This window comes from Paenibacillus massiliensis 2301065 = DSM 16942 (assembly GCF_000377505.1).
In the GTDB taxonomy this organism is placed as follows: domain Bacteria; phylum Bacillota; class Bacilli; order Paenibacillales; family Paenibacillaceae; genus Paenibacillus; species Paenibacillus massiliensis.
Map to the genome: position 1 here is coordinate 20344 of NZ_KB898197.1, position 13563 is coordinate 33906.

The window sequence follows — 13563 nt, forward strand, 5'->3', positions numbered from 1 at the left end:
GGTCAGTGTACGTGAAAGTCAAAAACAGATTGATGTTTGTTGCTCTGTGGATCTTGGTCATAGGGCTGATGGCAGGCTGCGCATCCGGAGGTGCAGGTACCACTACAGAAAGTAACGGAGCTGGAACGCAGCCAGCAGGGGAAACCACTGGGGATACCTCTTCCGCAAACAAGGAAATTCCGGAGCTAAAGGTGAGCTTTGTACCATCCAAAGATCCGGATCAAATCGTAACGACAACCGAGCCGCTTAAGGAGCTTCTCAAGAAGCAACTGGAGACGGAAGGCTATACAGTGGGTAACGTAGACATCAATGTTGGAACCACATACGAAGCTGTTGGTGAAGCATTGTCAGCGGGTACTACAGATATCGGCTTTATTCCGGGAGGTACCTATGCTCTGTATGATGATGGAGCAGACGTCATTCTGACGGCAACCCGTGCAGGACTGTCCAATGACTCCGATGCGGCGAAGGATTGGAATGACAACAAGCCGACAGACCCTACAAGCGATCAAGTTACTTATTACCGCAGCCTTTTCATAGCGGGTCCTACGGATAAGGGTAAAGAGCTGGCTGAGAAAGTAAATAAAGGTGAGCAATTGACTTGGGAGGATCTGAACAGTGCGAACTGGGCAGTTATGTCTTCCTCATCCTCGGCTGGATACATCTATCCTACCCTGTGGCTGCAGGACAATTTCCAGAAGAGCCTAACTGATCTGGCACATGTTACACAATCGGACTCTTACGGTAGTTCCTTTGCGCGACTGGCTTCCGGACAAGCTGATATTATCGTAGCTTATGCGGATGCAAGAAGAGACTACGTGGACCAATGGACAAAAGACTTCGGTCGTAGCGGCACGATCTGGGATGAGACCAATGTTATTGGTGTAACACAGCCAATCTATAACGATACCATTAGTGTCAGCAAGACAAGCCCAATCATGGATGATGCCTTCAAGGCTGCACTGCAAAAAGCGTTCATCGCTATTGCACAGACACCAGAAGGCAAAGAAGTCATCGCAGTCTACACGCATGAAGGCTATAAGGAAGCTACAGCAGCTGATTACGATGGCGAGAGAAAAGCCCAAGAGTTGCTCAGAAATATGAAGAAGTAAGACGGCAACGGGCACTTACGATAAATATCAGAGATGGCCCATCATGGAGACCAATGAGAACATCGGCTTTTTGGATGTTCTCATTGGTTTTATGAATCTTCCCGCCATGTTATCAAGCTTATCACGGGGTTATGAATCACTCACTAATAACGATTGGAGTAGTTCCATGATCGAATTTAATCATGTTGACAAGACTTACAGCAATGGAACGACCGCATTGCGAGACATTAATCTGAAGATTGAGCAGGGGGAGTTCGTAGCGGTCATCGGTCTCTCCGGTGCCGGTAAATCTACGCTCATTCGCTGCATTAACCGAATGCATGACATCACTGGAGGTACACTGCTGGTTGATAAGGTAGATGTGGCCAAGCTGAAGGGAAAGCAGGTTCGACAGTTTCGGCGGAGAATCGGAATGATCTTCCAATCCTTCAATCTGGTGACGAGAACGACGGTCATTAACAATGTCTTGGTCTCCTTTGTGCCGGACCTGCCGCAATGGCGTAAATGGATAGGACTGTACACTAAGGATCAGAAGATCAAGGCACTGGAGGCCTTGGATAAGGTCGGCATACTCGACAAGGCATTCGTCCGTGTAGATCAGCTATCAGGTGGTCAGCAACAGCGGGTAGCACTGGCGCGCACCTTGGCCCAGAGCCCTGATATCATTTTGGCGGATGAGCCGATTGCCTCACTGGACCCGGTGACGTCACGTATCGTCATGGACGATTTCAAGAACATTAACAAGGCTATGAATATTTCCGTCATTATGAATATTCATCATGTGGAAATCGCGTTGGAATATGCAGATCGTATTATCGGAATTAACAAAGGCGAGGTCGTATTTGACGGCGCAGCTTCCCAAGTGAATACAGATATTCTGGAGCACATTTATGGAGGCAAATTTGAGGAGGAGAAAGCATCCTTTAACGAGCATGCAGCAGAGCCCGTTGCCGTAGGAGGAGGCTCTGTCTATGGTGGATAAGCTCTTTCCTCCACACCAGATCAAGCTACCCAGTGGTAAAGTCGTCCTGCAAAGAAGATCAAGAACACCGCTGGTCATCATTATTCTGTTGATTTGCACCATCTTCTCGGTTCAGTTCACCGGCTTCAAGCTGGATGTGCTGTTCTCGCGGATCGGTCAATTTTTTGTCATTATCGGGAATATGATTCCTCCCAATTGGAATAGCTTCTCATCCATATGGGGACCGCTGCTGGATACGCTCAAGATGTCCTTGCTCGGCTCCATGATCGGGGCGGCGCTTGCCCTTCCTGCGGCTGTGCTGGCTTCCTCGAATATTGTTCATAATAAAGTCATCGTCGTCATCAGCAAGACATTACTGAGTCTGCTAAGAACAATGCCAACCCTAGTGACTGCACTGATTGCTACCTTCATCTTCGGATTGGGGCCGATGGCAGGAACGGTAGCAATCATGCTCTTTACCGTATCGTATGTGGGGAAGCTGGTCTACGAGCAGATTGAAAATGTCGACATGGGAGCCTTTGAGGCCATGGAGTCCATCGGAATGACGAGAATCCAGGCTTTTCGCTACGCGACACTCCCGCAGATTCTTCCAAGCTATTTGTCGACCTCCCTATTTTGCTTTGAGGGCAATGTCCGTTATGCAGCGATTCTGGGGTATGTCGGGGCTGGAGGGATCGGACTGCTCATCAATGAGAATCTGGGCTGGCGGGAGTATTCCAGCGTCGGCATGATCATTTTGTCGTTGATCGTCACCGTGTACATCATTGAGACGATAAGCGAGCATTTCCGGAAAAAGTTAATCTAAGGGAGAATATAGGACCTATGACGACAGTAGAAAAGGAGCTGCAGGCTGCACCACGTAGTCATCGCTACCTCCTGACGATTATGGCAGTTATTCTCGTACTCTTTGTATGGTCACTGACGACAGTGAATCTGAAAGATATCGATCAGAGCGGAGCAGGGATTGCGATTAATATTTTTAAAGGTCTGTTTCAGCCGGATCTCGCCCTGCTCTTTAATTTCACGGAGCAAGGCGTGTTGTACCTGCTGCTTCAGACCGTGGCCATTGCCTTTCTGGGGACGCTGGTAGGCTCTGTGTTGGCTGTCCCGCTTGCCTTTCTGGCTGCATCCAATGTAGTACCAAGGCCCGTATCCTGGGTTACAAGGCTATTGCTTATTACGATTCGGACCGTTCCAGCGCTGGTATATGGTCTGATGCTGATTCGTGTAACGGGCCCTGGGCCGTTTGCCGGCGTGCTTACCGTGGGGCTCGTCTCCATCGGTATGCTGTCCAAGCTTTTCGTGGATGCGATTGAGGAGCTGGATACGAAAGTCCTGGAATCGATGACCTCGGTTGGCTGTACGACATTTGAGAAAATCCGCTTCGGTATCGTACCCCAGTTGTTCTCGGTCTTTCTGTCCGTCATGATCTATCGCTTCGATATGAATATGCGTGAGGCATCCATTCTGGGTCTCGTCGGCGCAGGTGGAATTGGTGCACCGCTGATCTTCGCCATGCGAAGCTACAAGTGGAATCAGGTCGGAGCCATTCTCATTGGGCTGGTAGTCCTGATCCTGATCATCGAGTGGGTATCTAATCGACTTCGTTCCAAGCTGGTCAAGGGCTAGCGGAGCATGATGTGAGCATGGAGCCGCTGCAAGTGAGGGGCCCTGTCGACCGCTCATATCCAGCTATATAATTGGCAGCAAGATATTGATATCTAGTCTCCCAAAGGTGATTGAACCCGAGCTATGTAACATGCTGTACAAAAACAGGAGCTACCAGGATTAATTATCCGATAGCTCCTGTTTTTTTGTATTTGCAGTGCTCGTAGTTTAGGGAGAGTTGGGTGTCAGCTCTTGCTGATTACGCGCCAGTTATGGTTCACGGTGGTACTAATGGTTCGTTTCGAACGGATGTAGTCGGCGAGCAGCTCTGCCATGTCCGTCTGTAGCTCCTTAATGACAGGCTTGCCACGGAACATATCGAACCCGCCACCGCCGCTTGCGCGGTAATTGTTCATGACTACTTCATATTCGGCCTCGGGCTGAAGCGGCTTTCCGTCGATCTCCAGCATCACTACCCGCTCTCCCACAGGACGTGATACGTCAAGGGTGTAGCTTACGCCCTCCCACATATCGTAGTTATAGGGCTGGGGCTTCGGCAGGAGGAAGGATGGATGAACACCGATGTGGCCATCTGCCTCCAGCAAGAAATAGGTGGCTGATAATTCAAGTGCCTCACGGATATCTTGTCCCGTCACCCTTAAGACACGCAGCGTATTAGGAAATTTGTAGTTGGCGAGAATATCTCGCATTGAGATCCGCTCACCGAAGCCAGGGGCATAGTCGTCGAACAGGGCAGAGCAGGAGACGGCTGCTCCGCTAACCTCCATTTGCACCCTGTTGATCCATTCAACGAAGGGATGCTCCTCCAGACGTGCCTGATGCACATCCACCAGGCGCATGTCATTAGCGGTCTCGCCAATCGGCTGGTCCAGCCAATGCTGCAAGCGCTCCTCGACGGGAGCCGTCCGTTCGAGAATGTGCTCTGCTGGCTCCACTTCGCCTGCTGCAAGCAGCTCGGAATGGGCCGAGAGCAGTCTCCAGCGAGGCTTAGGGTCGGATTGGCTGTCCGATAGCTTCGCGGTGGGAAGATGCTTCAACGGTTGCGTGTCCAACTTCAACGCGGGTTCCATCCATGGCTCCAACTCTGGCTGCAATGCTGAATCGAATTCCGATGCTAACTCCAGCTCCAATATGACTCTGCCAAGAAATTGCCCCTGCGTGCCTGACTGAATGACACAGACGCCGTTCACATGAAGACCCTCAATCTGTCTGTGCTGATGCCCGGTCAGCAGTACATCAATGCCAGATACCTCGTGACAAAGCTCGTAGCCCTGATTTTCACCCGTCAATGCCTCGGTGGGCTCCCCGGACCGAAGATCTCGCTCAAAGCCACCGTGATAGGAGATAATGACGATATCCGCCTCCAGCTGCTCCCTGAGATAAGGCACCCAATGCCGAGCACAAGCTACCGGGTCTTCGAAGCGAAGGCCTTCGATATGCTCTGGCAGCTCCCATACGGGAATATGCGCTGTAGTCAGGCCAAGTACGGCGATCCGAATCCCTTCTGATGTGTCGTGCAGCAGATAAGGTTGACCAAAGGCTGGCTCACCAGTGGATGCAGATACTGTGTTGGCCGAGAGCCACGGGAAGTCGGATTGCAGCATGGCTTCTTGCAGGTGGGCAAGTCCGAAATTGAACTCATGGTTGCCAATGACTGCTCCGGCACAACGGACCGCATTCAACGCAGAGACGACGGCGTTGTCGGCAAAGCTATCAATTTTGGCCTGATAATAGGTTAGCGGCGAGCCCTGCAGGCTGTCACCATTGTCCACATAAAGCATGCGATCGCCCCATCTGTCACGCTCTTCTTGAAGCAGTGTTGCGATTCGGGCGAAGCCGAGATTGGACGGTCCGCCCTCCATATACGAATAGGGTTGAATGTACCCGTGAATATCACTTGTTGTCAAAATAGCAATTTGACGGCGCACAGCTGCGGTCACGATCATGTTCCTCCTCTTATGACGCAGTCCTAGGCGATATTTCCTATAATGCTTCGCCCAGAACTACGTGTGTAAAGTCACCTCTTAAGCTTAGCGCTCGGAATGCTTTACTCTGTATGCGTTATGTAAAAGCAATGTAAAAAAACTGCCCTCCTGTCAGGAGACAGGGGGCAGTCTGGAGCTTGAATAGAGTCATCTAATCTCGACTAATCTCAACTAATTTCAACAGACTAAATGAAGCTTTGGTGGGGTCTTAGTAAGCCTGAAATATTTCTCAAATCAAGCCTTGATGAATTTGAATGAGTCTATATAAGCCTTAATGGATCGCATATATCTAGGCTGAACATGCTCAGCTTGCGAGAGCTTCAGAGTAGCTCGATATCGCAGGATGCAACGGAATGATCGGTGCTGCGGATGTCGTCGCGCTTCCAATGGTAACCGACTCGGTCAGCAGATTGTTGCTGCCTTGTCTGAGTCGCATGCTAGCTTGGCCTGCAGCGCCAGCCTTCAACTGGAAAGTCAAGGTGTACACTGCCTTTCCATCATTGTCGGCTGTAGCTGCAAAGGTCGGACTGTATCCATAAGAAGACCAGCTACCGTTAGCACTCTGGAAGCGGGCAATTTGCTCACCGCCAGGTAAGTAAATGCCAGCACGGAGATCCGATACGGTCTGTCCAGGGTTCAAGCCTTGCGCTGTGACGGTCAAGGTGTATGTCCCACCAGCTGTGAGATTACCTGGGACGGACAGGCTGTAGCCAGCGGTTCCACCCGAGCTTTGAGTAGCACCGTAGGAGCCGGGCTTGAATGTTGTCGGGTCATACCACAGATAGCCTGGAGCTGGTTCTGCCCATGGCTCTGGCTGTGGTTCTGTCGAATTCGCAGGTATCTCCATGGGCAGCAGAGACGTTGGTGTGTCCAGCGTCAAGCCGTCCACCTGATCGAAGCTGGTGTAATTTTCTTGCATCGCCAGCCATTTCACTGTATTCACGAGGAATACAGCGTCGTCCTGTTCCTTGAAGCCGTCATAGGTCTTTTTAGAAGTACCTGTCTCTTCACGTAAATATTTCGGAGTCGCATCCTCTACCGGAGAGGAATCGCCGATAAAGGCAGCCTTGCCGAGACCTCGTTTGGAGATCGCTGCATAAGGGCCCTCAGCCTGGCCTCCACCGTTGTAGACCCCTTGATCCACAGCATAGCTCCAAGCAGGGGTGTTGCCTTGCGGAAGATACACAATTCCTTTAGCTTGTGCAGGATCAATGATCGCCAGCGTCGAGCCAGCGTGCATCGCTACACCACTTACACCTGCGGTAATGCCGAAGGCTTGGGAAGGAGCAACGATATCTGTGGCTGTCACATCACCAATTGCATTGTAACGGAATCGTAATCCGAAATGATCAGCCAGCCAATCGGAGCTTACGATATCCTGCATGGCAGGAGAGGCTGCTTCGGCAGCAGACATGCCCAGTGTCGGATTGTTATATGCTCCGCGGCGGTAGCCATTCATGACTTCTGAGGAATCCCAGCGATTCTTGTTACGGTCCGCGTTATAGTGATCCGAGATGAAGAACAAGCCGCCGCCTTCATCCACGAAGCGCAGGATAGCGTCCTGCTCGGATTTCTTGAATGGAATATTGGCTTCACCAACGATGAATACATCATAATCCTTCAGCTTGTCATACGTAATAGCCTGTTCTCCAAAAGTATAAGGGATCGAGCGTTCGAGCTGATCCACCTCGAATTGCTCAGCCCTCAGCCCATCGGCAAAATCGGAGAATGCACCTTCGATGACCCAGTCTGCTGCTCCGGCTGTCTGGGCGTGGGTGTTATCGAACAGAACTTTTTTGCCGGCCCCGTTCTCCAGTGGAGGTATGTTGTCGCCGGGATCAGTCCCGCCGTCATTATCACCACCGTCGCCATCTCCGTTACCGCCACCGTCGCCATCTCCAGGAGTACCGTTATCATCAGTTGCCAGAGTGATAGCGCTTGGGCTTCTCAGTCCTGGGAAATTATTATAGGCCGCCAGTGTACCCGTTACCCGCACCTTGGTGCCGATCAGGTCAGGGTTCGTCTGCAGCCCGTAATCGCCACGATATGAAGCAGTGAGCTGTACATTCACAAGCTTGGTCTTGTCCTGTTCACTCGTAGTATCTGCGATCAGTACATTGAAGTCGTTAGCAAAAGGGGCCTGGAATTTTGCAGCATTAGAGCCAGTAGCATGTCCAATGATATAGCCCTCTACCGTTGCAGAACTACCGTTGTTGCCTAGAGCAATAGCTTCGCTAACGGTCAGCGCATCCGCCGCTGCCGCCTGCTGTACCGAGGTCCCCGTCCATGATGATAATAAGAGCGTGAAGATGAACATCAGGCTTGCTGCGTGTTTGAAGCATCGATTTCTCACTTTGCCAATCCCTCCTGCATGTAATTTTATCCAACACACTTTGAGGGTAACGAAGGAATGATGATTTTACTACCTAATTTTGTAATAAAATTATAAAATTTCGAAAAATAGGTCTTTATGCACAGATTTTTTCGCATTTTGTGTAATGTTGTTTTATCGTGTTTTGTCGTCAAAGCTCGATTCCAATACAAAAGCCCGCTTTCGTTGGAACTCATGAAAGCGAGCTTTTGAAAAAAAGGACGACGTGTAATTAACGTTTGGCGGTAGAAGCCTCCGCAGTGGCAGGCAGCTCAATCCAGCGAGTCGCCCAATGGGAGATATCGTCAAATAATGGGGCGAGCTCTTTGCCTTTGTCCGTAAGGGAATATTCAATGCGTACAGGCTTCTCGGGATATACCGTCCGCTGAACGATACCTTCCTCTTCCAGCTCCTTCAGACGTTCGGATAGAACCTTACCGCTCAGATGAGTCAAGGAGTTCTCGATCGCAGCGAATCGCTGGGGACCATTTAACAATTGATGAACTATAAGCGTGGTCCAGCGTTTACTCAAAATCTCAACCGCTCTCTCGAACCTGGGACACAATTGTGGGAGTTCTATAGTAATCACCTCTTGTTATCATTATATCTAAACTATGCAAATTATACAATGTTACTTTACTAAAATTATATACTTGACGGAAGTTTGTTATTTAAATATAATTCGTTACATAAAGTAATTAGATGATTTGAAGTGTACTTCTTCTTTTGAAGTGTGTACTCGTTCTTTTGAAGTGTACTTATTCCATGAAGTTTCGTTTGTTATGCAGTCTTTATCTTAAGAAAATAAACATTTGCTATCTTAATATCAATGGGTGGAGCTTATGATAAATCTGGATTATGAAGTATGTATTGTTGGTGGTGGTCCGGCAGGGGTTTTGCTTGCTTGTCTATTGGTCGAGAATGGCATCTCTACAATCTTGCTGGAGAAGCAGACGTCGATTGGAGCAGCCTTCCGAGGTGAACTAGTGAATGAAGAAGGCTTCAAGGTGCTGGAGAGGCATGGGATTTTGAAGGAAATGCCCACGGATGCTTATCTGAAGCTGGAGCGCATTGAATACTGGGCACAGCAGCATATTCTCAAGACCATCGTTCCGCAGGAGGAGGTCGGTCATGTGGGCATCCACATATCGCAGACCGAGCTGCTTCATGCCATTCTGGAGAGAGCCAACCGATATGAGCATTTCAAGCTGCTTACCGGGGCAACGATGATTGATCTGCTTCAGAATGAGCAGGGGTACTATTGCGGTGTTACCGTTCGTATGGCAGATGGTGAGCTTCTGGAGGTCCATAGCGCAGTTGTTGCAGGCTCGGACGGACGCTATTCCACCGTACGCAAGCGGGCTGGCATTGGGGTAGAGAAGGCGGGACACGGATATGACATGCTCTGGGCGAAGATTCCTACCCCATCCGGTTGGGAGCCCATTTCCAGATTTGCCCTCGTGAACGGGCATCAGCTATCTCTCTTTACTCAGACTCATGAGCATGTACAGATTGGCTGGAATATTGAAGAGCGTTCCTATCCTGCGTTGGTAAAAGGATCTTTCGAGCCGTTCATTCAGCTGTTTGCTCAGGCATTCCCTGATCTGAATGAGCAGGTGAGCAGACATATTACCTCATGGAAGGACTTCGTGCTGCTGCAAATATTCAGTGCCAGCTGTGATACCTGGGTGAAGGACGGACTTGTGCTGTTCGGTGATGCCGCTCATACGATGACGCCTACGGGGGCCTTCGGCTTGAATGCTGCGCTCGCTGATGCCGATGTGCTCGCAGACGAGCTGCTTGCCTGCCTAAGAGCAGGGGATGTGTCCGCAGCTCGATTGAGTCGCTTTGAGTATAAGCGACGGGCAGCAGCCGAGCAGCAGCAGGAACGGCAGTTTATGATGGAAGAAGCGTTCAGCCAGCATTTTGAATATAGCGAGGTCTAACGAAGTCTAGCGATGTCTAGTGAGATCTGGCAAGCTGTCTTAACCATTCATCAAAGTGGAGGGTGGAAGAAAAGCTCTGTCACAGTAGGCTGACCTCTTGGAAAATACGTAGATATTTTAAAGATTTCATGGTTCGTTACAGTGGTTCATGAACAGGGACTATTGAGAATGATCATTTACGATGGATAAATACACAGAGCCAAAGGATGGTGCTTCTATGCTTCAACATAATGCAGTAGAATTGCTTCAGGATAAGATTCATAACGTAGTCTCCGAGACAGCCTCCAATATATTAGTAGGCCCCATTAAGCTTCCGGTCAATCTGGATGGGGAGACTGTTGTCTTTCAATGGTACTGCTGGCTTCCAGTGAAGGACCAAGAGGACCGGGAGCTGTGCCGGACGGCAACAGCGGAGACCTTGATTAAGCGCTTGTCATCCTTTAATCTGGCAGAAGGACAACAATCCAGCGTATTGGTGTACGGCGATTTTGCGCATGCTGAGCACGCGATGATCCGCATGCACAGTATCTGTCATACGGGGGATATCTTCGGCAGTAAGCGTTGTGATTGTGGCTTCCAGTTGCATCAATCCATGAAGATGATTGTAGAAAACGGAGCAGGGGCACTGTTTTATCTGGCTAATCACGAGGGTCGTGGGATCGGCTTGTTCAGCAAGGCGATGGCGTATATCCTGCAGGAGCAGGGCTTGGATACGGTTGAGGCTAACCTGGAGCTGGGCTTCAAGGATGACTCACGTGATTATACCGATGCCATCAGCATTTTGCAGCACTTGAGACAGCTGCCTGTGAAGCTGATTACGAACAACCCCAAGAAGCTGGAGGCTCTAAGATCGTCCGGAATGAATGTTGAGGGCAGAGTTCCGTTATGGGGCGATGTATCCGAATATAATGCTAGATATCTGAAGACGAAAGTGGAGCGTTCAGGCCACTATGGAGAAAATGAGGGGATCTATCATGAATACGCATGAGGATTTCATGCGTCTGGCATTGAACAATGCCAAGATGACAAAGGGGCAGACGACACCGAATCCCATGGTTGGATCAGTCATCGTGAAGGATGGCAGGATCGTGGGGATCGGAGCACATCTGAAGCCAGGTGAGCCTCACGCCGAGATTCACGCCCTCCGTATGGCTGGAGAGCAAGCTAGAGGGGGGACTATCTATGTCACGCTGGAGCCTTGCTCCCATCACGGACGGACAGGTCCTTGTGCCGAGGCCATCGTAGAGGCGGGGCTGAGCAAGGTAGTTATAGCTGCAATGGACCCGAATCCGCTCGTATCCGGACGTGGAGTACGTATTCTGGAGGAAGCAGGCATTGAGGTCATCCGTGGTGTGCTTACGGAGGAATCCGAGGCTATGAATGAAGTGTTTAACAAATTCATCGTGACGAAGCGCCCCTTCGTCACCTTGAAGGCAGCCGTCACGATGGACGGCAAAATTGCGACTCGTACGGCCAGCAGCAAGTGGATTACCTCCGAGCAGGCGCGTGAGGATGTGCATCAGCTCCGCCATGAAGCGGGAGCTATTCTGACTGGCGTGCAGACCATCATTCATGACGATTCGCAGCTGACGACAAGGCTGCCAGGAGGGAGAAATCCGCTGCGTATCATTCTGGACAGCAAGCTACGAATCCCACTCGAATCCCGTGTTGTGAATGATGGCGAGGCTCCAACCTGGATTTTTACGGCGGCTAGCTACGATGAAGGCAAGCGTCGTGAGCTGGAACGGCTCGGAGTCCGCGTCATTCCTACTCAAGGAGCGGACCGTGTGCAGCTGGAGCAGGTATTGGATGAGCTGGGAGCGAATGAGATATCCTCGCTGCTCGTGGAGGGTGGCGGTGAGATCAACGCTTCCTTCGTGGAACAGCGGCTCGCTGATAAGCTGGTGCTCTATATGGCACCGAAGCTCGTGGGCGGACAATATGCTCCTACCTTCGTAGAAGGTACAGGAGCGGCCAAGATGGATGAAGCGCTACGCTTGAACCGCATGACTGCCGAGATGATCGGACCTGATCTGAAGATTCAGGCTTATTTTCGGTAACGATATCCCTTGCAGATAAGGGAATGATATAGAACCTGGCAGAGTCGATATAAGGCTCTGAACAGTATTCGAGCCAGCTTAGGAATCGTCTTTAGAATAAGCGTTGCATCTTACCCCTGCCTTGGCGGGGGTTCTTTGTGTAGATTCAGTGATTTCCAATTGACGAATAATACGGCCCCCCTTAATATTAAAGTCATATTCGAATTCTTGTGGTGTAAGATTGACTGACATGTACCTCATGCGTCTTCGTTTGCTTTATTACTTTCCTAAGGAAAAGCAAGGATGCATAGAAGCGTCGAACCGACTATGTCTCACCGCATTGAAATTTACTATGGGAGCAGGTATACAGAAAGGGGTCATTGAGATGAAAAAAGCACTTACTAGTTTGATGCTGGCTGGCCTGTTGATTGCAGCGGGTTGCGGCAACAGTACAGGTGGCGAGCAGACTGCAGGCGAGAACGGAGCAGGAGGGGCAGGAGATAGCAAGAGCTACAAGATTGCCATCTCACAAATTGTAGAGCATCCATCGCTGGATTCCACTCGTGAAGGCTTCCTCGCAGCATTGAAGGAAGCTGGTCTTGAAGAAGGTAAGAATCTGACCGTAGATTACAACAACGCTCAGGGCGATGCAGCCACGAATCTGTCCATTGCTCAGAAGATTGCCTCTGGTGACGCGGATCTGTCACTTGGTATTGCTACGCCATCGGCGCAGGCACTCGTGCAGCAGATTCAGGACAAGCCCGTCTTGTTCGCAGCTGTAACTGACCCGCTAGGTGCCAAGATTGTCGACAATCTGGATCAGCCGGGCGGTAATGTAACCGGGGCTTCGGATACGAATCCAGAAGCTGTAGTTGAGCTGGTAGACTTCATCGCTACAGAGCTACCTAATGTGAAGAAGGTTGGTCTGATTCTTAATGAAGGCGAGCCTAATGCAGTGGTCATGGCTGAGAATGCTCAGCAAGCTTTTGCCAAGCATAACATTGAAGTAGTCAAAGCACCGATTACGAACACCTCCGAAGTCAAGCAGGCTGCTGACTCTCTGGTAGGGAATGTAGATGCGATGTTCATTACTCTTGATAATTCTGTAGTCAGTGCCGTGGATACAATCATCCAGGTTGCGAATGATAATGACATTCCGTTCTTCTCCAGTGATCGTGATACGGTGGAGAAGGGAGCCATGGCAACTGTTGGCTTCAAATATTTCGATCATGGTTATCAAGTGGGTCAAATGGCTGCCCAGATTCTCGTAGATGGAGCTAAGCCAGGAGACCTCAAGGTTACAGTACCTGATAAGCTGGATCTCATCCTGAACGTCAAAGCAGCGCAAGAACAGGGTGTAGAAGTAACGGATTCCATGAGATCCAAGGTGCAGGACCCGGACAATAATATTATCGAATAGACCAGCAGTGTCTGTACACGGATCAGTTACCTACGTCTAGGCGGGGAGCTGGGATAGGGCGTTTCGTTTCTGCCGAAAC

The 13563-nt window shown here is 50.2% G+C and carries 11 protein-coding genes; 8 read left to right on the top strand and 3 right to left on the bottom strand.

Features of this window, described 5'->3' with window-relative positions; all coding sequences use genetic code 11:
• Window positions 1-11: 11 nt before the first annotated feature.
• The 4 genes from D328_RS0121975 to phnE (D328_RS0121990) all read left to right on the top strand — a co-directional run bounded on the left by D328_RS0121975 (window position 12) and on the right by phnE (D328_RS0121990) (window position 3723).
• On the top strand, window positions 12-1112 hold the full coding sequence (locus D328_RS0121975; RefSeq protein WP_018887205.1) for a phosphate/phosphite/phosphonate ABC transporter substrate-binding protein: 1101 nt from the start codon (window positions 12-14) through the stop codon (window positions 1110-1112).
• Between the two features lie 166 nt (window positions 1113-1278).
• Window positions 1279-2094: a phosphonate ABC transporter ATP-binding protein gene (phnC, locus tag D328_RS0121980; RefSeq protein WP_018887206.1), complete on the top strand. Its 816-nt coding sequence runs from the start codon at window positions 1279-1281 to the stop codon at window positions 2092-2094.
• Window positions 2084-2899 (top strand): phosphonate ABC transporter, permease protein PhnE, encoded by an 816-nt coding sequence (phnE, locus tag D328_RS0121985; RefSeq protein ID WP_018887207.1) that lies wholly within the window; start codon window positions 2084-2086, stop codon window positions 2897-2899. Before phnC ends, phnE (D328_RS0121985) begins: the two co-directional genes overlap by 11 nt.
• Before the next feature lie 17 nt (window positions 2900-2916).
• On the top strand, window positions 2917-3723 hold the full coding sequence (gene phnE / locus D328_RS0121990) for a phosphonate ABC transporter, permease protein PhnE (RefSeq protein WP_018887208.1): 807 nt from the start codon (window positions 2917-2919) through the stop codon (window positions 3721-3723).
• A 224-nt stretch (window positions 3724-3947) separates the two neighbouring features.
• Here phnE (D328_RS0121990) and D328_RS0121995 read toward each other — a convergent pair whose 3' ends face one another.
• The 3 genes from D328_RS0121995 to D328_RS0122005 all read right to left on the bottom strand — a co-directional run bounded on the left by D328_RS0121995 (window position 3948) and on the right by D328_RS0122005 (window position 8659).
• On the bottom strand, window positions 3948-5669 hold the full coding sequence (locus D328_RS0121995; RefSeq protein ID WP_018887209.1) for a bifunctional metallophosphatase/5'-nucleotidase: 1722 nt from the start codon (window positions 5667-5669) through the stop codon (window positions 3948-3950).
• Between the two features lie 343 nt (window positions 5670-6012).
• Window positions 6013-8025, bottom strand: coding sequence for a DUF6359 domain-containing protein (locus D328_RS0122000; protein WP_233426235.1), 2013 nt, complete (start codon window positions 8023-8025; stop codon window positions 6013-6015).
• 286 nt (window positions 8026-8311) lie between these two features.
• The gene (locus tag D328_RS0122005) at window positions 8312-8659 is read right to left on the bottom strand and encodes a winged helix-turn-helix transcriptional regulator (RefSeq protein WP_025680695.1); all 348 of its coding nucleotides are present in this window, start codon (window positions 8657-8659) and stop codon (window positions 8312-8314) included.
• Between the two features lie 262 nt (window positions 8660-8921).
• Between D328_RS0122005 and D328_RS0122010 the strand changes: the two genes are divergently transcribed.
• The 4 genes from D328_RS0122010 to D328_RS0122025 all read left to right on the top strand — a co-directional run bounded on the left by D328_RS0122010 (window position 8922) and on the right by D328_RS0122025 (window position 13484).
• Window positions 8922-10025 carry an FAD-dependent monooxygenase gene (locus D328_RS0122010; RefSeq protein ID WP_018887212.1) on the top strand — a complete coding sequence of 368 codons (1104 nt, stop codon included), beginning with the start codon at window positions 8922-8924 and terminating at the stop codon, window positions 10023-10025.
• Between the two features lie 217 nt (window positions 10026-10242).
• Window positions 10243-11013, top strand: coding sequence for a GTP cyclohydrolase II (locus D328_RS0122015; RefSeq protein WP_018887213.1), 771 nt, complete (start codon window positions 10243-10245; stop codon window positions 11011-11013).
• A complete protein-coding gene (gene ribD / locus D328_RS0122020) occupies window positions 11000-12085 on the top strand; it encodes a bifunctional diaminohydroxyphosphoribosylaminopyrimidine deaminase/5-amino-6-(5-phosphoribosylamino)uracil reductase RibD (protein WP_018887214.1) in 1086 nt (361 codons plus the stop codon). The genes D328_RS0122015 and ribD overlap by 14 nt, the downstream gene beginning before the upstream one ends.
• Window positions 12086-12449: 364 nt before the next feature.
• A complete protein-coding gene (locus tag D328_RS0122025; protein ID WP_018887215.1) occupies window positions 12450-13484 on the top strand; it encodes an ABC transporter substrate-binding protein in 1035 nt (344 codons plus the stop codon).
• The last annotated feature ends 79 nt before the right edge of the window (window positions 13485-13563 follow it).

Bases quoted from the DNA above. Each gene is read 5' to 3' on its own strand.
- ribD (WP_018887214.1), top strand. From the start codon at position 11,000: ATGAATACGCATGAGGATTTCATGCGTCTGGCATTGAACAATGCCAAG.
- D328_RS0122015 (WP_018887213.1), top strand. From the start codon at position 10,243: ATGCTTCAACATAATGCAGTAGAATTGCTTCAGGATAAGATTCATAAC.
- D328_RS0122025 (WP_018887215.1), top strand. From the start codon at position 12,450: ATGAAAAAAGCACTTACTAGTTTGATGCTGGCTGGCCTGTTGATTGCA.
- D328_RS0122010 (WP_018887212.1), top strand. From the start codon at position 8,922: ATGATAAATCTGGATTATGAAGTATGTATTGTTGGTGGTGGTCCGGCA.
- phnE (WP_018887207.1), top strand. From the start codon at position 2,084: ATGGTGGATAAGCTCTTTCCTCCACACCAGATCAAGCTACCCAGTGGT.
- D328_RS0121995 (WP_018887209.1), bottom strand. From the start codon at position 5,669: ATGATCGTGACCGCAGCTGTGCGCCGTCAAATTGCTATTTTGACAACA.
- phnC (WP_018887206.1), top strand. From the start codon at position 1,279: ATGATCGAATTTAATCATGTTGACAAGACTTACAGCAATGGAACGACC.
- phnE (WP_018887208.1), top strand. From the start codon at position 2,917: ATGACGACAGTAGAAAAGGAGCTGCAGGCTGCACCACGTAGTCATCGC.
- D328_RS0122000 (WP_233426235.1), bottom strand. From the start codon at position 8,025: ATGTTCATCTTCACGCTCTTATTATCATCATGGACGGGGACCTCGGTA.